20 protein-coding genes and 1 pseudogene are annotated in these 20,450 nt (G+C 66.0%); 2 read left to right on the top strand and 19 right to left on the bottom strand.

What is annotated here, in order from left to right; translation table 11 throughout:
- Window positions 1-20: 20 nt before the first annotated feature.
- The 9 genes from folC to asd all read right to left on the bottom strand — a co-directional run bounded on the left by folC (window position 21) and on the right by asd (window position 10,698).
- Window positions 21-1,331, bottom strand: a complete 1,311-nt coding sequence (gene folC, locus AB4850_RS05545) for a bifunctional tetrahydrofolate synthase/dihydrofolate synthase (RefSeq protein WP_414441599.1) — start codon at window positions 1,329-1,331, stop codon at window positions 21-23.
- A gap of 120 nt (window positions 1,332-1,451) precedes the next feature.
- Window positions 1,452-2,324 carry an acetyl-CoA carboxylase, carboxyltransferase subunit beta gene (accD, locus tag AB4850_RS05540; RefSeq protein WP_414441598.1) on the bottom strand — a complete coding sequence of 291 codons (873 nt, stop codon included), beginning with the start codon at window positions 2,322-2,324 and terminating at the stop codon, window positions 1,452-1,454.
- Between the two features lie 108 nt (window positions 2,325-2,432).
- The gene (trpA, locus tag AB4850_RS05535; protein WP_414441597.1) at window positions 2,433-3,245 is read right to left on the bottom strand and encodes a tryptophan synthase subunit alpha; all 813 of its coding nucleotides are present in this window, start codon (window positions 3,243-3,245) and stop codon (window positions 2,433-2,435) included.
- Window positions 3,246-3,283: 38 nt separating this feature from the next.
- Complete coding sequence (locus AB4850_RS05530) at window positions 3,284-4,144, bottom strand: DNA-methyltransferase (protein ID WP_414441596.1); 861 nt, start codon at window positions 4,142-4,144, stop codon at window positions 3,284-3,286.
- Between the two features lie 6 nt (window positions 4,145-4,150).
- Window positions 4,151-5,344 carry a tryptophan synthase subunit beta gene (gene trpB / locus AB4850_RS05525; RefSeq protein WP_414441595.1) on the bottom strand — a complete coding sequence of 398 codons (1,194 nt, stop codon included), beginning with the start codon at window positions 5,342-5,344 and terminating at the stop codon, window positions 4,151-4,153.
- Window positions 5,345-5,393: 49 nt separating this feature from the next.
- On the bottom strand, window positions 5,394-6,077 hold the full coding sequence (locus AB4850_RS05520; protein WP_414441594.1) for a phosphoribosylanthranilate isomerase: 684 nt from the start codon (window positions 6,075-6,077) through the stop codon (window positions 5,394-5,396).
- A gap of 77 nt (window positions 6,078-6,154) precedes the next feature.
- Entirely contained in the window at window positions 6,155-6,985 is an 831-nt protein-coding gene (gene truA, locus AB4850_RS05515) for a tRNA pseudouridine(38-40) synthase TruA (RefSeq protein ID WP_414441593.1), read from the bottom strand.
- A complete protein-coding gene (locus AB4850_RS05510) occupies window positions 6,985-9,195 on the bottom strand; it encodes a FimV/HubP family polar landmark protein (protein WP_414441592.1) in 2,211 nt (736 codons plus the stop codon). The genes truA and AB4850_RS05510 overlap by 1 nt, the downstream gene beginning before the upstream one ends.
- Before the next feature lie 381 nt (window positions 9,196-9,576).
- Complete coding sequence (gene asd, locus AB4850_RS05505) at window positions 9,577-10,698, bottom strand: aspartate-semialdehyde dehydrogenase (RefSeq protein WP_414441591.1); 1,122 nt, start codon at window positions 10,696-10,698, stop codon at window positions 9,577-9,579.
- On the opposite strand from asd, the pseudogene AB4850_RS05500 reads away from it, so the two are divergent.
- Window positions 10,697-10,859 (top strand): annotated as a pseudogene (locus AB4850_RS05500) (3-isopropylmalate dehydrogenase). The gene asd and the pseudogene AB4850_RS05500 sit on opposite strands and share 2 nt — an antisense overlap.
- A 212-nt stretch (window positions 10,860-11,071) precedes the next feature.
- On the opposite strand, the gene leuB reads toward AB4850_RS05500, so the two are convergent.
- The 5 genes from leuB to AB4850_RS05475 form a co-directional block, all read right to left on the bottom strand.
- Window positions 11,072-12,139 (bottom strand): 3-isopropylmalate dehydrogenase, encoded by a 1,068-nt coding sequence (gene leuB / locus AB4850_RS05495; protein ID WP_414441590.1) that lies wholly within the window; start codon window positions 12,137-12,139, stop codon window positions 11,072-11,074.
- Window positions 12,140-12,211: 72 nt separating this feature from the next.
- Window positions 12,212-12,862 carry a 3-isopropylmalate dehydratase small subunit gene (gene leuD, locus AB4850_RS05490; protein WP_414441589.1) on the bottom strand — a complete coding sequence of 217 codons (651 nt, stop codon included), beginning with the start codon at window positions 12,860-12,862 and terminating at the stop codon, window positions 12,212-12,214.
- Between the two features lie 17 nt (window positions 12,863-12,879).
- A complete protein-coding gene (locus AB4850_RS05485; protein WP_414441588.1) occupies window positions 12,880-13,029 on the bottom strand; it encodes an entericidin A/B family lipoprotein in 150 nt (49 codons plus the stop codon).
- A 7-nt stretch (window positions 13,030-13,036) separates the two neighbouring features.
- Window positions 13,037-14,443 (bottom strand): 3-isopropylmalate dehydratase large subunit, encoded by a 1,407-nt coding sequence (gene leuC / locus AB4850_RS05480; RefSeq protein ID WP_414441587.1) that lies wholly within the window; start codon window positions 14,441-14,443, stop codon window positions 13,037-13,039.
- Window positions 14,444-14,624: 181 nt separating this feature from the next.
- Complete coding sequence (locus tag AB4850_RS05475) at window positions 14,625-15,278, bottom strand: alanyl-tRNA editing protein (RefSeq protein ID WP_414441586.1); 654 nt, start codon at window positions 15,276-15,278, stop codon at window positions 14,625-14,627.
- A 177-nt stretch (window positions 15,279-15,455) separates the two neighbouring features.
- Here AB4850_RS05475 and AB4850_RS05470 point away from each other — a divergent pair, with 177 nt between their 5' ends.
- Entirely contained in the window at window positions 15,456-16,523 is a 1,068-nt protein-coding gene (locus tag AB4850_RS05470) for a threonine aldolase family protein (protein ID WP_414441585.1), read from the top strand.
- A gap of 46 nt (window positions 16,524-16,569) precedes the next feature.
- Here AB4850_RS05470 and AB4850_RS05465 read toward each other — a convergent pair whose 3' ends face one another.
- From AB4850_RS05465 to gltA, 5 genes are all read right to left on the bottom strand, one after another.
- Complete coding sequence (locus tag AB4850_RS05465; protein WP_414441584.1) at window positions 16,570-17,379, bottom strand: AraC family ligand binding domain-containing protein; 810 nt, start codon at window positions 17,377-17,379, stop codon at window positions 16,570-16,572.
- 120 nt (window positions 17,380-17,499) lie between these two features.
- On the bottom strand, window positions 17,500-17,889 hold the full coding sequence (locus tag AB4850_RS05460; protein WP_414441583.1) for a hypothetical protein: 390 nt from the start codon (window positions 17,887-17,889) through the stop codon (window positions 17,500-17,502).
- Between the two features lie 46 nt (window positions 17,890-17,935).
- A complete protein-coding gene (locus AB4850_RS05455) occupies window positions 17,936-18,463 on the bottom strand; it encodes a hypothetical protein (protein ID WP_414441582.1) in 528 nt (175 codons plus the stop codon).
- A gap of 89 nt (window positions 18,464-18,552) precedes the next feature.
- Window positions 18,553-18,942 carry a VOC family protein gene (locus AB4850_RS05450; protein WP_414441581.1) on the bottom strand — a complete coding sequence of 130 codons (390 nt, stop codon included), beginning with the start codon at window positions 18,940-18,942 and terminating at the stop codon, window positions 18,553-18,555.
- A 195-nt stretch (window positions 18,943-19,137) separates the two neighbouring features.
- Window positions 19,138-20,439: a citrate synthase gene (gltA, locus tag AB4850_RS05445; protein ID WP_414441580.1), complete on the bottom strand. Its 1,302-nt coding sequence runs from the start codon at window positions 20,437-20,439 to the stop codon at window positions 19,138-19,140.
- Window positions 20,440-20,450: the final 11 nt, after the last annotated feature.

Below are 20,450 nucleotides of genomic sequence, written 5' to 3'. Positions count from 1 at the left end.
TGGCTGATCCGAACTGCCCGTCAGTGTTGCTGCGATTTACGGTAGGCGATCACACCCGCTACCGTATAAAAACTACCAAAGACCACGATTCTATCATTCTCCGAGGCCCGTTTCAGGGCATCTCGAAAAGCGTCCGCGGGCGTTGCGTAATGCGTGACGCTGCTGTCGGGCCCTTCCTCGACACCGGCTTCGCGCAACGCAGCCTCGAGCGACGCGGCCGAGGCCGCGCGCGGCAACGGCAGATCGGTCACGCACCAGTGATCGATTTCGCCCTTCAACTGCTTGAGCACGCCCGCGATGTCCTTGTCGCGCATCGCGCCGAACACCGCGTAAGTGTACGGAAAGAAACCCATATTGCCGAGGTTTTGCGCGAGAACGGCCGATGCGTGCGGATTATGCGCAACATCGAGCACGATCGCGGGCTTGCCCGGCAACACCTGGAAGCGTCCGGCCAGCTCGACGGTCGCCAGACCGAGACGGATGTCCTGCGCCGACACCGGCAGGCGCGAGCGCAGCGATTCAAGCACGGCCAGCGCGGCCGAGGCGTTGATCAGCTGGTTCGCGCCGCGCAGCGCCGGATAGGCGAGCGCCGGATAGCGCTTGTCGCGGCCCAGATAGCTCCACTGCTGGCGCTCGTTGCCGGCCTGCGCTTCATAACGGAAATCGCGCCCGACCAGCCACAGATCGGCGCCGATCGCGGTGGCATGATCGATCAGCGTCTGGGGGGGCGACGGATCGCCGCAGATCGCCGGCGTATCGGCGCGGAAGATGCCGGCCTTCTCGAAGGCAATCTTCTCGCGCGTATCGCCGAGGTATTCGGTGTGATCGATGTCGATGCTGGTGACGACCGCGCAATCGGCGTCGAGGATGTTCATCGCGTCGAGCCGCCCGCCCAGCCCCACTTCGAGGATCACCGCGTCGAGCCCGCTTTCGGCGAACAGGCGCAGGATCACCAGCGTCGTGAATTCGAAGTACGTGAGCGTGACCGGCTGCGCCAGGCTCAAGCGCGCCGCCTCGACGGCCTCGAAATGCGGCAGCAGCACGTCGTCGGCCACGTTCTCGCCGCCGATTCGCGCGCGCTCGTTGAAGGCGATCAGATGGGGCGACGTATGGCAGCCGACGCGATAGCCCGCCTTGAGCAGGATCGTTTCGAGAAACGCGCAGGTCGAACCCTTGCCGTTGGTGCCGCCGACCGTGATCACCGGGCACGAAAACGACAGCCCGAGGGCGTCCTTGACCTGGCTGATACGGTCGAGGCCCATGTCGATGCCGACCGGATGCGCGGATTCGAGATGCGAAAGCCACGCGTCGAGAGTAGGAAATGTGCTCATCTGTGCGACTGCGAACCGGAAAAGAAGCGGGAAAAATGCGAATCGGCGAATCACGCCGAAAAACGAAAAACGCGCCGCCCGGCCGGGCCGGACGACGCGTCGGCGGATGCCGCGCGGCGCTTACGCCAGCGCGTCGGCCGGCTGGCGCTGCAGCAGCGCCAGCAATTGCGCGATTTCATCGCGCATCTTGCGGCGGTCGACGATCATGTCGATCGCGCCCGACTTCAGCAGGAATTCCGCGCGCTGGAAGCCTTCCGGCAACTTCTCGCGCACCGTCTGCTCGATCACGCGCGGGCCGGCGAAGCCGATCAGCGCCTTCGGCTCGGCGATCACCACGTCGCCGAGGAACGCAAAGCTGGCCGACACGCCGCCCATGGTCGGATCGGTCAGCACCGAGATGAACGGCAGCTTGGCTTCGGCCAGCTTGGTCAGCATCGCGGTGGTCTTGGCCATCTGCATCAGCGACAGCAGGCTTTCCTGCATGCGCGCGCCGCCCGAGGCCGTCACGCAGATGAACGGAACGTGCTGCTCGAGCGCGTTCTGCGCGCCGCGCGCGAAGCGCTCGCCGACCACCGACCCCATCGAGCCGCCCATGAACGAGAACTCGAAACAGGCCGCGACCACCGGCAGCGTGCGGATCGCGCCGCCCATCACCACCATCGCGTCGGTTTCGCCCGTCTCGTCGATCGCTTCCTTCAAACGATCCGGATACTTGCGGCTGTCCTTGAACTTCAGCGTATCGACCGGCAGGACTTCCTGGCCGATTTCATAGCGGCCTTCCGGATCGAGCAGCGCATCGAGGCGCTCGCGCGCGCCGATCCGCATGTGGTGATCGCACTTCGGGCACACATGCAGATTGGCCTCGACGTCGGAGCGGTACAGCACCGCCTCGCAAGACGGGCACTTGACCCACAACCCCTCGGGGATGCCCTTGCGGCTCTTGGGGTCGGTCTGCTTGATCTTCGGCGGCAACAGCTTGTCGAGCCAGCTCATGTGTGGTTTCCCTGTTCAAGACGGGCCGGATCGATCCGGCTCGTATTCGGTGTTTCTGATGATGCGCGTGGCGGCCGGGGCCACCCTGCAACAACCCCGGCGGCCTTTTTACGTGGCCTTGGCCTCGCCGTCCAGCGCGGCACGCAACTCGGCGATGAACGCCTTCAGCGTGCCCACGGCCGCTTCCGGCGTGGCTTCCTCGAGCAGTTGCACGAGGCGGCTGCCGATCACGACGGCATCGGACACTTCGGCCACCGCGCGCGCCGTGGCGGCGTCGCGAATGCCGAAGCCGACGCCGACCGGAACCGGTACGCGCGACTTGATGGCCGGGATTTTACCTGCAATGTCGGAAACATCCAGATTTCCGGCGCCGGTCACCCCTTTCAGCGACACGTAATACACGTAGCCGCTCGCGATCCGCCCGACTTGCGCCATGCGTTCCTCGGTAGAAGTGGGCGCCAGCAGGAAAATGGGGTCGATGCCGGAAGCGCGCATCGTGGCGGCGAACTGCTCCGCCTCCTCGGGCGGATAGTCGACCACCAGCACGCCGTCCACGCCGGCCGCGCCGGCAGCTTCGGCGAAGGCTTGCGCACCCATGCGCTCGATCGGATTGGCATAGCCCATCAGCACGACCGGGGTGGCGTCGTCGCGCTCGCGAAAGCGCTTGACGTCGTCGAGCACGTGCTTGAGCGTGACGCCGCGCGCGAGCGCGCGTTCCGACGAGCGCTGGATCACGGGGCCATCGGCCATCGGGTCCGAGAACGGCACGCCGAGCTCGATCACGTCGGCGCCGCCTTCAGCCAGCGCATGCATGAATTCGACGGTTTTCGCCGGGTCCGGGTCGCCGGCCGTCAGAAACGGAATCAGGCCCTTACGGCCCTGGGCGGCGAGTGCTGCGAATGTTTTCTGGATACGGGACATGGTGTCACTTTCCTGGATTCGGTCGCGATCGGCGGGCGTCAGTCGTCGACTGGCGCAGCCGCCGGCGCGGCGAGCGCGCTCACGCGTTCGCGCGCGATCGCGCAATAGCTTTCATTGATCTCGTAGCCGACGAAGCGGCGTCCGTGTCGCGCGCATGCCACGGCCGTCGTGCCGCTGCCCATGAACGGGTCGAGCACGAGGCCGCCCGGCGGGCAGCTCGACAGCACCATCCGCTCGACCATCTCGAGCGGCTTCTGGGTCGGATGGTCGACGCGCTCCGCGTGCTGCCGGTGCAGGCGCGAAATCGACCAGACGTCCTTCGGGTTGTAGCCCATCTCGAGCCACTTGCTGCCTTCGAACAACTTGCGCGAACGGGCCTTCTTCGTTTCGGCGTCGTAGGGAATGCGGATCGGATCGAGATCGAAGTAATAGCCCTTCGACACCGCGAAAAAACCGATGTTGTCGTGCACCGACGTGTAGCGGCGCGTGGTGCCGCCCATGCTCGGCACGCGCCGATCCCAGATGATCTCGTTGATCATCGTGAGGCGGGTCTTCAAATAGCTGAAGATTTCGGGCGCGTATTGCCACGTGCAGAACACGTAGAGCGAGCCGCTCGGCTTGAGCTTCGGAATCGCCAGGTCGAGCCACTGGCGCGTCCACGCGAGATGCGCGTCGCCCTGCAGCTTGTCCGAGTCGTTGCCGTAGTCCTTGCCGAGCCCGTAGGGCGGATCGGCGACGATCAGGTCGATCGACGCATCCGGCAGGTTCGCCGCATCGGTCAGGAAATCGCGGTGATGAAGGTCGAAGCCGGGCGGCAACGCGCGCGAGGGCGCCGCGGCCGAAGCCGCATCGCTCTCGCTTGCCGCGCCGCCGCCCGGCGCATCGATCAGATCACGCACCGGGCGTCAGAGCACGATGCCGCCGCGCTCGGCGACGGTATGCATGTCCTTGTCGCCTCGGCCCGACAGATTGACGAGGAGGATCTTGTCCTTCGGCAAGGTGGCGGCAAGCTTCGCACCATAGGCGATCGCGTGGCTCGATTCGAGGGCCGGGATGATGCCCTCGATCCGGCAGCAATCGTGGAATGCCTTCAGCGCTTCCTCGTCGGTGATCGGCACGTACTGCGCCCGGCCGCTGTCCTTGAGCCAGGCGTGTTCGGGGCCGACGCCCGGATAGTCGAGGCCCGCCGACACCGAATGCGTCTCGATGATCTGGCCGTCCGCATCCTGCAGCAGATAGGTGCGATTGCCGTGCAGCACGCCGGGGCTGCCGCCCGTCAGCGAGGCCGCGTGACGGCCGCTGTCGAGGCCGTCGCCGGCCGCTTCGACGCCGATCAGTTGCACCGAGGTGTCGTCGATATACGGATAGAAGATGCCCATCGCATTCGAGCCGCCGCCCACGCAGGCGATCACGGCGTCGGGCTGACGGCCCGTCATTTCGGGCATCTGCACCTTGCATTCGTCACCGATCACGCGCTGGAAATCGCGCACCATCATCGGGTACGGGTGCGGGCCGGCCACCGTGCCGATGATGTAGAACGTCGATTCGATGTTCGTGACCCAGTCGCGCATCGCTTCGTTGAGCGCGTCCTTCAGCGTGCGCGAACCCGATTCGACCGGCACCACGGTCGCGCCGAGCAGCTTCATGCGGTAGACGTTGGCGGCCTGGCGGCGCACGTCCTCGGCGCCCATGTAGACCACGCACTCCATGCCGAAGCGCGCGCAGATGGTGGCCGTGGCCACGCCGTGCTGGCCCGCGCCGGTTTCGGCAATCACGCGCTTCTTGCCCATCCGGCGCGCGAGCAGCGCCTGGCCGATCACGTTGTTCACCTTGTGCGCGCCCGTGTGGTTCAGGTCTTCGCGCTTCAGGTAGAGCTGCGCGCCGCCGAGCATTTCGGTCCAGCGTTGCGCGTGGTAGATCGGCGACGGACGGCCGACGAAATGCTTGAGTTCGCGGTTGTATTCGGCGACGAATTCGGGGTCGGCCTGGTAGCGCTCGTAGGCGGCACGCAGCTCGTCGAGGGCGTGAATCAGCGTTTCGGCGACGAACACGCCGCCATACGGGCCGAAATGGCCGCGATCATCAGGAAGGTTGTACATGCTTGTCTCTCTATCGGACGGCGCGGCAGGCGCCGCGCCGGCATTCAGCTCACCGGGCGTCCGCATCGCGCACTGCGCTCACGAACGCCGCCATCCGGGCGTGATCCTTCACGCCCTTCTCGCCCGGTACTTCGATGCCACTGGAGACATCGACCGCGTACGGGCGGATCTGGCGTATTGCGTCACCGACGTTTTGCGCGGCCAAGCCACCACTCAAAACGGCCCGACGCGCGAGCTCTGCGGAAATAAGAGACCAATCGAAGACCTTGCCGCTGCCGCCGTAGTCCGGCACATGGGTGTCGAACAACAAACCGCAGGCTGTCGAATAGTGAAGTGCCGATTCTACCAAATCGGCGCGCTGCGTCGAGATGCCAATGCGCAACGCGCGCATCCACGGCAAACGCGCCGCACCGGCCAGCTCGATGCATTGCGCCGGGGTTTCGTCGCCGTGGAACTGCAGCATGGTGAGCGGCACGGCGTCGAGCACGCGCGCGAGTTCGTCGGCCGTCGCGTTGACGAACAGGCCGACCGCCGACACGAACGGCGGGATGCGCCGCACCAGCTCGGCCGCCTGCTCGATCGTCACCGCGCGCGGGCTTTTCGGGTAGAACACGAAGCCGACCGCATCGGCGCCGAGCGCGACGGCGTGATCGACATCGGCGGGACGGGACAGTCCGCACAGCTTGATGCGGGTGCGGGCCTGGGGAGCGGTGGCAAGCGGCGTGGCGGTCATCGTGGTGCGTCCTGCGAGGGGTACGGCGGATTCGATTGCAACGGTGTTCTGGCGCTCAAAACGGCGCGGGGCATCGATCAGGGGCCGGCGAGCCCATCCGGCGGCGCGTCGAGATCGGCCCAGACGGTGCTCCACGGCACGCTGCCGAGCTGCGCCGGGGGCACGGCGAATTCGTCAGGATAGCCGACATGCGCGAGATACAGGCCATCCGGCATGAAGGTCGGCGCGGCGCGGTCGCGGTTGCGCGCGGCCAGCACCTCCGCCATCCAGTCGGCAGGATAACGGCCGCGCCCTACCGCCACGAGGCAGCCCATCAGGTTGCGCACCATGTGATGCAGGAACGCGTTGGCGCGAAACCGGAAATGGATGAAGCTGCCCGACGGCCGGATATCGATCTGGTACAGATGCTTGACCGGCGTTTTCGACTGGCACTCCGACGAGCGAAACGACGAAAAATCGTTTTCGCCGATCAGGTGCTGCGCCGCTTCGCGCATCGCGTCGACGTCGAGCGGCGTGTGAACCCAGCCCGCGCGCGCGTTCAGCATCGGCGAGCGGAACGCATGCACGTAGAGCGCGTAGTAATAGGTGCGCTCGAACGCGGCGAAGCGCGCATGGAACGCGTCCGGCATCGGCTTGGCCCACTGCACGGCCACCGTTGCCGGCAGGAACGCATTGGTGCCGCGCACCCAGGAAAAATCGGCGCGCGAAAGCTCGGTGTCGAAATGAACGACCTGGCCGAGGCCATGCACGCCCGTATCGGTCCGCCCCGCCACCACGGTTTGCAGCGGCACCAGCGCGAATGCCTTCAGCGCCTGTTCAAGCGTGTCCTGCACGGTGTTGCGGTGCGGCTGGGATTGCCAGCCGCAGAACGCGGCACCGTCGTACTGAATGCCCAGTGCGATTCGCATTACGTGGCGTCGGCGAGCTTGGCCAGCAGGGCGCGTGCTTGATCCCGCGTGCCCGGGCGGTTGGCGTCGATCACTTCGCCGAGCAGCGCGCGCGCGCCGTTCAGATCGCCGAGTTCGACGTATTCGGACGCCAGGTCGAGCTTGTTGTGGGCGATGCGATCGAGCACGGCATCACTCGGCGGCGGAATCGACGCACCCGGGCCAGCCGGCAGATCCAGATCGAAGTCGAGGCTCAGCGCGCCGAACTGCGCCGCGCCGAGCGGCGCAAAGCCGGCTGGCGCGTAACTGCCGGGAGCCGATGCCGCGGCATCGTCGTCGAGCGGTAGTTCATCGTCGAGCGGGTCCGGCAGCGAATCCAATCGATGCGGATCGCTACCCGCCTGCCCTGCAGGCTCGGTGGCCGCCGACGATGCGGACAAATCGCGACCGAATGCCGGAAGGGTCGACGCGGATAGACTGTTAGTTGCGTTGCGGGGCGTGAAATCAAAGTCCGCTGCCGGCGTGCCCGTGCGCGGCGGCAGGGGCATGTCGAGGCTGTCGAGCGCGGAAATCGCATCGGCCGGGAATTCGTGCGTGGGCACGCCGGGCGAGGCGCTACTGGTCAATTCGTTCAATTCGGTCAAGGTGGTGAGATCGATGGGCGCCGCCGGCGCTGCCTCGATCGGCGCGGGTGCGGTCCCGTAATCGGGTTGGCCCGGCTGCGGTGCGATCGCGTCGGGCGTGTCGTCATGGGCGGCTGCTTCGGCCGCCGGTACCGCGGGTTCAACCACCGCGGGCGGCGGCAGTGAGTCGGAAACGGCAAGGATGGCGTCCGGGATCGGGGAAACGGGTTCTTCCGCCGGCGCCTCGTGATGCGCCGTTTCGGGCGGTTCGACGTGCGTTGCCACCGGCGTTTCGGCAGGTGCCGACGGCGACGGTACTGCATCCTGTTGATGCGTCACGGTTTCGGCCGCGACCGCTGCGGCAGCAACGGCGCCTGCGGCCGTCGCCGGAGACGATGGCGGCGGCGTATCCGTACCCGTTTGCGGCTCGACTTCCGGCTCGGCACGCTTGCGGCGGCGGAACAGGAAACCGAGAACCAGCGCAGCAGCCGCAACGCCGACGGCGATCGCGGCTGTCCGGTCGAACGGCACGGCAGGTGCTGAAGGCTGAACGGCGGCCGGCTTGGCAGCCGGTGCCGAAGCAGGCTTGGCGACCGGTGCCGACGCAGCCGCTGCGGGCACCGACGCGCCCGACGCCGCATCCGCCGCGCTGCCGGCCGTCGACGGCGCGGCAGCCGGTGCGGGTTTCGCTTCCGGCGCCGTGGCTTCCGGCGCCGGCTTGCCGATGCCGTGCTTCTGCAGATCCATCAGCACACGATTCTTCAGTGCCAGCAGTTGCTGGAGGCTCGACGGCCGAGCCTGCGCGGCCGACGCCTCGGCGTTGCCGCTGGTCGCCGCGCGCGCTCCGCTGCCCGGCGCCAGCAGCGCGGCTTCCGCCTCGCTCGACCCGACCGGCGGCGCGGTCTGGATCGACCCGCTCCAGCTGTGCGGACCGGTCGAACCGGTGGTCGAGCCGCTGTTCGCGGCATTCGCATGCGGAGCGGCAACGGCCGGCGCCGCTTGCGCCGCGGCCGCTGCAACCGACGAGGACGGCGCGACGATCGCCGCCGAAGCACCCGGCGCAGCCGCCGGCGCCGAAGCGCCCGCGGCAACGGCACCGCTCACGGCATTGGCCGGATGCGGCGCCGACCCGCCGATGGGCGCAGCCGGGCTGGCGCCATGCGCGGCCGACGCGCTCGCAACCGGCGCCGCGGCCGGCACGGCGGGCGCCGAAGCACCCGCCACCCGCGCCGGCGCAGCCGCCGTCGCGCCGGAAGCAGGAGCAGTACTCGTGGCCGCCGGTGCACTCGCCGGAGCGGCAACGGCCGCGCCGGTCGCATCGAGCGGCGGCACGGTCAGCGTCGCCCCGAGCCGCAGCCGGCTCGGATCGTTTTTCATGAACGCCCGCGGGTTCGCGGCGAACAGTGCGCGACCGGCCCGGCCCAGCACCACGGGATCGTGCGATTGAGTGACGGCGATGGCGAGATCGTTGAGCGACTGGCCCGGCCGGACCGTGACCGATTGCGGCGCAGCCGCGAGGGCCGGTGCCGCCGCGTCCGATGCCGCGGCCTGCGCGAGCGGCGCGGCGGCCGACAGCAGCGCAACGGCGGCGGCCGCGATCGCACGCATCGCTAACGCGCGGGAAATCAGGGCGGGAAACGAGGCAACGGAAGCCTTACCGGGGGGAAATCGCAGCATCATCGGTACATTCGCCGCGGCAGCGCGCGGCCCTGGTTCACGTTGGAGGGAGGACAGGATTCGGGACGTTCGCGCCGGCGCACCGAGAGAAAGGCCGCACCACGCGACGCCGGATTGCGTCGTAGCCGCGTAGTTTACTTTACCCGCCGCCCGTTTCGTCGGAATTGTCTTGCGCGGCATGACACAAGCAAACTGCAAGCCTTGCTCACCTCCCGCCGCGCGACCCAAAACAAAGCGGCGTTCGCCGCGCCCGGCTTGGCACCGGGCACCACGAACGCCGCCGTCGTCCTTACGGACGCGAGCCGCGCCGGCTTACTTGTCGAGCAGGATGCGCAGCATGCGGCGCAGCGGCTCGGCAGCGCCCCACAGCAGCTGATCGCCAACCGTGAACGCGGACAGGTATTCACCACCCATCGCCAGCTTGCGCAGGCGGCCGACCGGCACCGACAGCGTGCCCGTCACCACGGCCGGCGACAGATCGCGCATCGACGCTTCGCGCTCGTTCGGCACGACCTTCACCCAGTCGTTGGCCGAGGCGAGAATGCCGTGCACTTCGTCGAGCGGCACGTCCTTCTTCAGCTTGATGGTCAGCGCCTGCGAATGGCAGCGCATCGCGCCGATCCGCACGCACAGGCCGTCGACGGGGATCGAACCCGGTTCGCCCATGGCCGGCTTGCCGAGGATCTTGTTGGTTTCCGCGCCGCCCTTCCATTCTTCCTTCGACATCCCGTTGCCGAGATCCTTGTCGATCCAGGGGATCAGCGAACCGGCCAGCGGCACGCCGAACTGGCTGGTGGGCATGGCGTCGCTGTTCATCGTGGCCAGCACGCGGCGGTCGATGTCGAGGATCGCCGACGACGGATCGGCCAGTTGCTCGGCCACGGCGCTGTTCAGCGCGCCCATCTGCGCGAGCAGTTCGCGCATGTTCTGCGCGCCGGCACCCGACGCGGCCTGATACGTCATGGCCGTCATCCAGTCGACCAGGTTTTCGCGGAACAGGCCACCCAGCGCCATCAGCATCAGGCTGACCGTGCAGTTGCCGCCGACGAAATTCCTGGTGCCCTTGACGAGCGCGTCCTTGATCACGTCGAGGTTGACCGGATCGAGAATGATGACGGCGTCGTCCTTCATGCGCAGCGACGAGGCCGCGTCGATCCAGTAGCCGTTCCAGCCGGCCGAGCGCAGCTTCGGGAACACCTCGTTGGTGTAGTCGCCGCCCTGGCACGTGATGATCACGTCGCACTTGCGCAGCTCGTCGATGTTCGTCGCGTCTTTCAGCGTGGTCTCGTTCTTTGCGAAGGCCGGCGCCTTGCCGCCCGTGTTGCTGGTGCTGAAAAACACCGGCTCGATCAGATCGAAATCGCCTTCTTCCTGCATGCGCTGCATCAGCACGCTGCCGACCATGCCGCGCCAACCTACGAGACCTACGTTCATGACTAACCCTTTGCTTGAGAGCTTCCCCGCCTTTTCCGTCCCCCGGCGCAACCGCGCGGGGAAATCAGGCGGGCACGACGGACGACGATCAGCTTTTCGTGATCGTTTTCGTGATGATGATTTTCGTGGAGACGATGGCGCGCGCACCTGCACGGGCTTGAGTGCCGTGGAGGTTCAGGACCGGGGAGATCGAGAGATTCTGCGCCATGCGAAGGAGTCTACACAAACCTGATGGGCCGTACAACGACCCGCCGAAACTATCGTGCCCGATGTTGTTCGCACACCCCGCAACCGGAGCCCGCGCACGAAAAACGTACCGGAACACCTCTGTCGAACGGAGCGTCACCCGCGCGGGTGCCGCCCCGCCCTGGCCTTACAGCGCCGCGATAACCGCGTCGCCCATCTGCGCCGTGCCCACCTGCCGGCAGCCCGGCGTGGCGATGTCGCCCGTGCGGTAACCCTGCTCCAGCACCTTCTGCACCGCGCGCTCGATGCGCTCGGCCTGCTCGCCGCGATTCAGCGAATAGCGCAGCAGCATCGCCGCCGACAGGATGGTGGCCAGCGGATTGGCGACGCCCTTGCCGGCGATGTCCGGCGCCGAACCGTGCGACGGCTCGTACAGGCCCTTGTTGTTCTTGTCGAGCGAGGCCGACGGCAGCATGCCGATCGAACCCGTCAGCATGGCCGCTTCATCGGACAGGATGTCGCCGAACATGTTGCCGGTGACGATCACGTCGAATTGCTTCGGCGCCTTGGCGAGCTGCATGGCCGCGTTGTCCACGTACATGTGCGACAGCTCGACGTCCGCGTATTCCTTCGACACGTCGATCATGATGTCGCGCCAGAACTGCGAGGTTTCGAGCACGTTCGCCTTGTCCACCGACAGCAGCTTCTTCTGGCGCTTCTGCGCGGCCTGGAACGCGACGTGCGCAATGCGGCGCACTTCCGGCTCCGAATAGCGCATCGTGTCGAAGCCTTCGCGCGCACCGGCGAACGGGCCGTCCGGCGCTTCGCGTGTGCCGCGCGGCTGGCCGAAGTAGATATCGCCGTTCAGTTCGCGCACGATCAGGATGTCGAGGCCCGAGATCAGTTCCGGCTTCAGCGGCGAGGCGTCGACGAGCTGCTCGTAGCAGATCGCCGGGCGGAAGTTCGCGAACAGTTCGAGGTGCTTGCGCAGCCCGAGAATCGCCTGCTCAGGACGCAGCGCACGTTCGAGCGAGTCGTATTTCCAGTCGCCCACCGCGCCGAACAGGATCGCGTCCGCTTCCTTGGCCAGCTTCAGCGTGGCGTCCGGCAGCGGATGGCCCGCGGCCTCGTAGCCGGCGCCGCCGACCGGCGCCTGTTCGAGTTCGAACTTTTCGTCGAGGGCGTTCAGCACCTTCACCGCTTCGGTGACGATCTCCGGGCCGATGCCGTCGCCCGGCAGCACTGCAATCTTCATGCGATTTCCTGATATGGGTTGGTTCGAATCGGGAGCGTACGATGCGTGCCGCGCATCACGCGCGGCACAGCATCATCCGATCAGGCGGTTGTTGAGCCAGGGCTGCTTGGCGAGCCGCTCCGCCTCGAACTGGCGGATCTTGTCGGCGTGGCGCAGCGTCAGGCCGATATCGTCGAAGCCGTTCAACAGGCAGTACTTGCGGAACGCCGCGACCTCGAATGGATACTCGCGACCGTCGCCGGAGCGCACCAACTGTGCCTCGAGATCGATCGTCAGCTTGAAGCCGTTGAACGCGTACGTCTCGTTGAACAGGTGATCGACCTGCTGTTCGCTCAGCACGATCGGCAGCACGCCGTTCTTGAAGCAGTTGTTGAAGAAGATATCGGCGAAGCTCGGCGCGATGATCGCACGGAAGCCGTATTGTTCGAGCGCCCACGGGGCATGCTCGCGCGAGCTGCCGCAGCCAAAGTTCTTGCGCGCCAGCAGCACCGAGGCGCCTTGGTAACGCGCCTGGTTCAGCACGAAATCGGGGTTCAGCGGGCGCTTCGAGTTGTCCTGGCCCGGCTCGCCGTGATCGAGGTAACGCCATTCGTCGAACGCGTTCGGGCCGAAGCCGGTGCGCTTGATCGACTTCAGGAACTGCTTCGGGATGATCGCGTCGGTGTCGACGTTTTCACGATCGAGCGGCGCCACGACGCCGGAATGCACTGTGAATTTTTCCATGATCCGTTTCCAGATTGTCAGCTCGCGGCGCGCGAGATCGCGCGGCCTGCGGCATTGATGTCCTCGCCGACGCCCGCCACCGTATTGCAGGCGGCCAGCCCGAGCACGACGCCCGCCAGGGCGAGCGCCGCGACCAGGCGGCTCACGATGATGCTGTTGCGGCGCATGCGTTTATCAGAGCCGGCGAATATCGACGAAATGGCCTTCGATCGCGGCGGCCGCCGCCATCGCCGGGCTGACCAGATGGGTGCGGCCGCCCGCGCCCTGACGCCCTTCGAAATTGCGGTTCGACGTGGACGCGCAACGCTCGCCCGGCTCGAGCCGGTCCGCGTTCATCGCGAGGCACATCGAGCAGCCGGGCTCGCGCCATTCGAAGCCGGCATCCCGGAACACCTTGTCGAGCCCTTCACGCTCGGCCTGCGCCTTCACGAGGCCCGAACCCGGCACCACCATCGCCAGGCGCACGTTCGACGCGACGCGGCGGTTCAGCTTCTTGACCACGTAGGCGGCCGCGCGGATATCTTCGATGCGCGCGTTGGTGCACGAACCGATGAAGATCTTGTCGACCTTGATCGACTCGATCGGCGTGTTCGGTTCGAGCGCCATGTAGGCCAGCGCGCGCTCCATCGCGCCGCGCTTGACCGGGTCCTTCTCGCGCTCGGGGTCCGGCACGCGGCTGTCCACCGCCGTGACCATTTCCGGCGACGTGCCCCAGGTGACCTGCGGCACGATATCGGCTGCCGTCAGCTCGACCACGCGGTCGAATTGCGCGCCGTCGTCCGACTTGAAGGTGCGCCAGTACTGCACGGCCTGATCCCACTCGACGCCGGTGGGCGAGAACGGACGATCCTTCAGGTACTCGATCGTGGTGTCGTCCACCGACACCATGCCGGCGCGCGCGCCCGCCTCGATCGCCATGTTGCAGACCGTCATGCGGCCTTCCATCGACAGCGAGCGGATCATCGAGCCGCCGAATTCCATCGCGTAGCCCGTGCCGCCGGCCGTGCCGATCTTGCCGATGATGGCCAGCACGATGTCCTTCGCCGTGCAGCCGCGCGGCAGTTGGCCGTCGACCTTGATCAGCAGGTTCTTGCTCTTCTTCTGCAGCAAGGTTTGCGTGGCCAGCACGTGCTCGACTTCCGAGGTGCCGATACCATGCGCGAGCGCACCGAACGCACCGTGCGTGGAGGTGTGCGAATCGCCGCAGACGATCGTCATGCCCGGCAGCGTCGCGCCCTGCTCCGGCCCGATGATGTGAACGATGCCCTGGCGCATGTCGTTCATCTTGAACTGGGTGATGCCGAAGCTGTCGCAGTTCGTGTCGAGCGTGTCGACCTGCAGCTTCGAGATCGGATCGGCGATGCCCTGCGTGCGATCGGTGGTCGGAACGTTATGGTCCGACACGGCCAGGTTCGCGCTGATCCGCCACACCGGGCGCTCGGCCATCTTCAGCCCTTCGAACGCCTGCGGGCTGGTCACCTCGTGCAGCAGATGACGATCGATGTAGAGCAAGGTGGTGCCGTCCTCTTCTGCGTGGACGACGTGCGAATTCCACAATTTGTCGTAGAGAGTCTGTGCCATGGTATGCGGGGTTGTAGTGACGACAAGTCCTTCTGGTGCAGACGATTATGCCACCAAGATGACGGCGCGGCACTACCAGGATGAGAAAAAACCCAATAAAAACAGTGAGTTGAGTAGTAGTTTCGATACCTGGATAAGTTTTACCGGGCAATCGGGGCCACCTTGGCGCACGCCGTCGCGATCAGGCGGCGACGTCGTACTGCACCGTCAGTTGCCCTTTCTTCTCCTTGACGCGGGCGATCGTGACCGCCCCCACCGCGGCGGTATCCGCCACGTGCGTGCCGCCGCACGGGCTGGCGTCGAGCGTGCCGTAGGCCAGCATGCGCATGCCGTCGCGCTCGGTCAGCACGCGCGGCAGCGCCGCCGCGATCAGTGCATTGACCGCATCGGCCAGCGCCTGCGCGTCCATCTCGCGGGCGTCGGCGTCGCGCTCCATCACCACGCGCGCCTCTCCGGGCCAATGGTGCCCCTTCACCGCGCGCCAGCCGAACGTGGCGCCCGCGTAGGCGATCAGATGGCCGGCCGAATGCAGCCGCGCATGCAATGCACGCGGCCCGGCATCGACCTCGATCGACACCTCGCCCGCCGGCACCGCGCGATCGGTGAAATGAACGACCGTGTCACCCTCGATGGCCACGTGCAGCACGTTTGCCTCGCCGATGCGGCCGGTGTCGGCGCGCTGGCCGCCGCCCTGCGGATGAAACAGCGTCTCGGCCAGCACGACGCGAAAGCGCGCGGCGCTCCCGCCCGGCTCGGCCGGCGCCTCCGGTTCGCTGGCAAGCACCTGCGTGGTCAAGGTCAGCGCATCGCTGTCGAAATAGCGGCGGATGGTCATCGTTACTCCTGCTGGCGTGGATTCGAGGCTCCGACTATGCGGGCGGCGCGCCCGTCGCTCAAGGGGGGCGCGCCCTTCAATTTTTTACAATCCCTGCCCGCTTCGCTCGGCTAGTGTGAGGCTCATTCCCCCGATTCCGCCCTCGATGGGCCTTTCTTCAGTCAGGATTCACGTCCCATGGAACACGCTTCGACGCCGGACCAGCCGGTCCTCAACTTCAGCAGCGACAACATTGCCGGTGCGTCCCCCGCCGTGCTCGACGCGCTGGTGGCCTGCGCGGCCGGCCACGCCGCCCCGTACGGCAACGACCCGTGGACAACGCGCGTCGAGCAGCGCCTGGCCGAACTGTTCGAGCACGAAGTGGCGGTGTTCATCGTCGGCACCGGCACGGCCGCCAATGCGCTCGCGCTGGCCGCGCTGACGCCGCCCTGGGGCAGCGTGCTGTGCCACCCGGACAGCCACATCAACAACGACGAATGCGGCGCGCCGGCGTTCTATGCCGACGGCGCGAAGCTGATCACGGTGGACGGCCCCGCCGGCAAGCTCGATCCCGATGCGCTGCGCGCGGCCTCCCGCGCAAAGCTCGGCGATGTGCACACCACGCAGCCGTCGGCCGTCAGCATCACGCAGGCCACCGAGATCGGCAGCGTCTACACGCTCGACGAAATCGGCACGATCGGCGAACTCTGCCGCGCCGCCTCGCTGCCGCTGCATATGGACGGCGCGCGCTTCGCCAACGCGCTGGTGTCGCTCGGCGCCTCGCCGGCCGACATGACCTGGCGCGCCGGGGTGGACGTGGTGTCGTTCGGCGCGACCAAGAACGGTGTGCCCGGCTCCGATGCGGTAGTGGTGTTCGATCCGCGCCGCGCCCAGGAGCTGGCGTTCCGCCGCAAGCGCGCCGGGCATTTGAGCTCGAAGATGCGCTTCCTGTCCGCGCCGCTCGACGCCTACCTGACCGACGACCTGTGGCTGCGCAACGCGCGCCACGCGAACGCGATGGCGCAACGGCTCGCGGCCGGGCTGGCGAGCGTGCCGGGCGTGGACATGACGGGCGGCGCCGATGCGAACATCCTGTTCTGCCGCCTGCCGCAGCCGGTGATCGCCGGCCTGCTCGCGGCCGGCGTGCGCTTCTATCACGATCGCTGGGCGCCGGGCGTGGCGCGCTTCGTCACGTCGTTCGCGACGACGACGCAGGAAGTCGATCGCCTGATCGAATTGGCGCGCGGCGTGAAGGGGGCGATGTGAAAAAATCGGCCTGAAGGTTTCGCCTGAAGCGCGGCCCGCGCGCGCCTCAGTAGCGCGACGGCGCGCAGCCGAACGCGCGCCGGAATGCACGGTTGAAGTGGCTCTGGTCGTAGAAACCGACGGCCTGCGCCACTTCCGCGATGGATTGCGTGCCGCGATGCAGCATCATGCACGCACGTTCGAGACGCAGCCGCACGAGCCACGCGTGAGGCGTCATGGACGTGGTCTGCTTGAACAACTTCAGGAACGCGAAGCGATCGATCTCGCAAAGGGCCGCCAGTGCTTCGAGCGTGATCTTCTCGGCCAGATGCGCCTCGCAATAGTCGCGCACGCGCCGCCATTGCGCATCGGCCAGGCCACCGCCCACCTCGCGCAGCACGAAACCGCGCGACTGCACGAATAGCCGTTCGAGCGCGAGCAGCCACGCCGACTGCAGGCCGAGCGGGCCGTCAAGATCCTCGCTGCGCAACGCCGTGTGAATCGTACTGAGCCGTTGCGCCAGAGCCGGATCGGTCAACGTCGCGCCGTGCAGCACCGGCCCGTTCGCGCCGCCTGCCAGCTCGTCCGCGATGTCGGCGAGCCATGCCGGCGGCAACCTGAACGTTTTCAGCGAATATGCGGCGTCGCCCACGCGTGTGCCGTCGTGCACCTCGCCGGGCGGCATCAGGGAAATGCTGCCGGGACCGAGCAGCAGGCTGTTGCCGCCGACCTGCTGGCGCTGCACGCCGTCGGTCACGATACCGACGTGGAAATCCAGGTGGTAATGACGATCGAAGCGGTATTCGCTGAAACGCGCGTCGCCGAGCACGAGTCCGGGGACATCGCGGCTGCGGGTGTATTCGACGCGGTCTTTCATCGGCGGCAGGCAAAAAACGGAGGGGAAGCAAAGCGCGCGCCGCGTTGCGGTGACATGCGGCGACCGAAATCGTGCTCGGCACGCATTGTCGCCGAGGCCATGCCGGCGGCGTGTTGCGATTTATTGCACGCGGTTGAACGACTTGCTCGGGAATTGTGACGGCGTGAGTTGCATCGCCAACGGATCAGTCCCATTGCTCGCCACCCCGGGCTTCGTCACGCATGGCGATTTGAGCAAGGCATCGGCATGCTTGCGCGAGGAGATCATCGACGCGATCGCCAGCGAAGCGAGCCCGAATCCCGCCGTGGCGAGCCCTTCCCCTGCACCCATTGAATGGTATTGATTCGGACGAAATGCCACCGGATCGCAGGTAGTGGACAAGGCTGGCGGCGCCACGAGCCCATTTGCGGCGTCGCGGACATTTTGCTCGGCGATGCCGGCATTCGCCGTCGACGCCGTTGCCAATATGGCGATAACGAGCAACGACGAGCGGATGAGTGAATTCTGCATGAACGGCCCCCAGTTTTTATTTGATAACGACCAACGTTGAATTGGATTAATTCCACCCCAAACGGACACCCGCCTTATTACCATCCTGATCGTAGCCGGCCCGGCGACGCACGCACAAATCACGATGATTCATGTTTTCCGGGCAATGCTGAGCAGCATACAGCCTGTCTTCGGCGCTCATCTCCCACGCATGGGATTGTTTCACCGTCACGCCCAACCCCGATTCAGCCGCCGGTAGCGTAATTTGCTTCCGTGCCGAGGTCAACGGGATCTCCTTCGCCACACACGGCGCATCCGCCACGGCGTTTCCCGCTTGCTGCGACATCGCCAACGCAGCAGGCGACAGCATGACATTGCCCGCCACCCCGGCAGCGCTGCCGCCTACGCCAGTCGCCGGAGCGGGGCGAAACTTCGGGGAATCGCAGGTCACCATCGTATTCGCTCGCGCCACGATACGTCCGTTCGCAGCGTCGTCGAAATTCTTCTCGATCGCGCCGGCCTGCGCGGCAGCCGAGACGATCGCCATCATACCGGCGATCATCGAAAACGACAGGAATTGAGCGTTGCGTTGCATACGGTTACCTTTCATCAGTGAATAACGAAAGTGTAATCCTGCGGTATGCCTCGATTGTCAAGATTTGTGATAGTTCTGTGCCGACGTATTTATTCAGGGTCGTGACAGCAAATACAGAGCTTATTACCGTCGGGATCACGAAAATAAGCGCCGTAATAATTCGGATGATAATGCGCACGCAATCCCGGCGGCCCTTCGCATACCCCGCCCGCCTGAAGCGCCAGGGCATGACATCGGTCCACCGTTTGCCGATCCGGCGCGAGCAACGCAATCATCTGACCATTTCCCGGTGTCGCGACCTGGCCGTCGAACGGCCGGCAAATCAGGAATAGCGGGCGCGGCGCGTCAGCCGGCATCCAGCCGGCCATCGTCGGCGGATCACGGAATTTCAACGGCATGCCGAGGGCGGCCATCAGCGGCGCATAGAACGCATGCGCTTGCTCGACATCGCGTACGCCGACACAGACATGAGACAACATGCGGCACCTCGTCGTGGGAATGACACCAATGATGCCACGGCGTCATGCCCACCACGTTGAACGCCAATCGGCAAACGCCGCGCGAGATTCCACCCCGCCAAAGCAACAGGCCCCGACCGCTTTCGCCGTCGGGGCCTGTTTTGCCGTTCAGTCAGGCGCGGCGCTCACGCACCTCGCTCGACCCTCGGAAATCGCTTAACGCTTGTCGATCGACGTCGCTTCGCGCGACGTTTCGCCGACGAACAGCTGACGCGGACGACCGATCTTCTGTTCCGGATCGGCGATCATTTCGTTCCACTGGCCGATCCAGCCCACCGTACGTGCCATCGCGAAGATGCAGGTGAACATGGCGGTCGGGATGCCCAGCGCGCGTTGAACGATACCCGAGTAGAAGTCGACGTTCGGGTACAGCTTGCGCGACACGAAGTATTCGTCTTCCAGCGCGATCTTCTCGAGCTGCATCGCGAGCTTGAACAACGGGTCGTCGTGCAGGCCCAGTTCGGTCAGCACTTCGTGGCAGGTTTCGCGCATCAGCTTCGCACGCGGGTCGTAGTTCTTGTACACGCGGTGACCGAAGCCCATCAGCTTCACGCCCGAGTTCTTGTCCTTCACTTGCTTGATGAACTCGGGAATGTTGTCCGGCGAACCGATCTGCTCGAGCATGTTCAGCGCGGCTTCGTTCGCACCACCGTGCGCCGGGCCCCACAGACATGCGATACCGGCGGCGATACAGGCGAACGGGTTCGCGCCCGACGAACCGGCCAGACGGACGGTCGAGGTCGATGCGTTCTGCTCGTGGTCGGCGTGCAGGATCAGGATGCGGTCGAGTGCGCGCACCAGCACGTCGTTGACCTTGTACTCTTCGCACGGGTTCGCGAACATCATGTGCATGAAGTTCGCGCTGTACGAGAGTTCGTTCTTCGGGTACACGAACGGCTGGCCGATCGTGTACTTGTACGCCATCGCGACCAGCGTCGGCAGCTTGGCGATCATGCGGATCGCCGACACATCGCGGTGACGCGGATCGTTGATGTCGAGCGAGTCGTGGTAGAACGCGGACAGCGCGCCGACTGCGGCGACCAGGATCGCCATCGGGTGCGCGTCGCGGCGGAAGCCACGGAAGAAGAAGTGCATCTGCTCGTGCACCATCGTGTGCTTCGTGACGGTCTCGACAAACTCTTCCTTCTCCGCGGCGTTCGGCAGTTCGCCCTTCAGCAGCAGAAAGCAGGTTTCGAGGAAATCCGCGTTTTGCGCGAGATTGTCGATCGGGTAACCGCGATACAGCAGCTCGCCCTTGTCCCCGTCAATGTACGTGATGGCCGAATTGCACGCCGCCGTGGACATGAAGCCCGGGTCGTACGTGAACTTGCCGGTCTGGCCGTACAGCTTGCGGATGTCGATTACGTCCGGGCCCAACGTGCCCTTGTAGATCGGCAGTTCGACGCTCGGCGAATTGTCGCTGAACGATAGCGTGGCTTTAACATCAGACGGAGTCATGGCACATCCTC

The sequence above is a fragment of the Burkholderia sp. 22PA0106 genome (assembly GCF_047497155.1).
Classification (GTDB): domain Bacteria; phylum Pseudomonadota; class Gammaproteobacteria; order Burkholderiales; family Burkholderiaceae; genus Burkholderia.
This window is presented reverse-complemented; position numbering and strand designations above follow the sequence as displayed.

Bases quoted from the DNA above. Each gene is read 5' to 3' on its own strand.
- folC (WP_414441599.1), bottom strand. From the start codon at position 1,331: ATGAGCACATTTCCTACTCTCGACGCGTGGCTTTCGCATCTCGAATCC.
- accD (WP_414441598.1), bottom strand. From the start codon at position 2,324: ATGAGCTGGCTCGACAAGCTGTTGCCGCCGAAGATCAAGCAGACCGAC.
- trpA (WP_414441597.1), bottom strand. From the start codon at position 3,245: ATGTCCCGTATCCAGAAAACATTCGCAGCACTCGCCGCCCAGGGCCGT.
- trpB (WP_414441595.1), bottom strand. From the start codon at position 5,344: ATGTACAACCTTCCTGATGATCGCGGCCATTTCGGCCCGTATGGCGGC.
- AB4850_RS05520 (WP_414441594.1), bottom strand. From the start codon at position 6,077: ATGACCGCCACGCCGCTTGCCACCGCTCCCCAGGCCCGCACCCGCATC.
- truA (WP_414441593.1), bottom strand. From the start codon at position 6,985: ATGCGAATCGCACTGGGCATTCAGTACGACGGTGCCGCGTTCTGCGGC.
- AB4850_RS05510 (WP_414441592.1), bottom strand. From the start codon at position 9,195: ATGCGTGCGATCGCGGCCGCCGCCGTTGCGCTGCTGTCGGCCGCCGCG.
- asd (WP_414441591.1), bottom strand. From the start codon at position 10,698: ATGAACGTAGGTCTCGTAGGTTGGCGCGGCATGGTCGGCAGCGTGCTG.
- leuB (WP_414441590.1), bottom strand. From the start codon at position 12,139: ATGAAGATTGCAGTGCTGCCGGGCGACGGCATCGGCCCGGAGATCGTC.
- leuD (WP_414441589.1), bottom strand. From the start codon at position 12,862: ATGGAAAAATTCACAGTGCATTCCGGCGTCGTGGCGCCGCTCGATCGT.
- AB4850_RS05485 (WP_414441588.1), bottom strand. From the start codon at position 13,029: ATGCGCCGCAACAGCATCATCGTGAGCCGCCTGGTCGCGGCGCTCGCC.
- leuC (WP_414441587.1), bottom strand. From the start codon at position 14,443: ATGGCACAGACTCTCTACGACAAATTGTGGAATTCGCACGTCGTCCAC.
- AB4850_RS05475 (WP_414441586.1), bottom strand. From the start codon at position 15,278: ATGACCATCCGCCGCTATTTCGACAGCGATGCGCTGACCTTGACCACG.
- AB4850_RS05470 (WP_414441585.1), top strand. From the start codon at position 15,456: ATGGAACACGCTTCGACGCCGGACCAGCCGGTCCTCAACTTCAGCAGC.
- AB4850_RS05465 (WP_414441584.1), bottom strand. From the start codon at position 17,379: ATGAAAGACCGCGTCGAATACACCCGCAGCCGCGATGTCCCCGGACTC.
- AB4850_RS05460 (WP_414441583.1), bottom strand. From the start codon at position 17,889: ATGCAGAATTCACTCATCCGCTCGTCGTTGCTCGTTATCGCCATATTG.
- AB4850_RS05455 (WP_414441582.1), bottom strand. From the start codon at position 18,463: ATGCAACGCAACGCTCAATTCCTGTCGTTTTCGATGATCGCCGGTATG.
- AB4850_RS05450 (WP_414441581.1), bottom strand. From the start codon at position 18,942: ATGTTGTCTCATGTCTGTGTCGGCGTACGCGATGTCGAGCAAGCGCAT.
- gltA (WP_414441580.1), bottom strand. From the start codon at position 20,439: ATGACTCCGTCTGATGTTAAAGCCACGCTATCGTTCAGCGACAATTCG.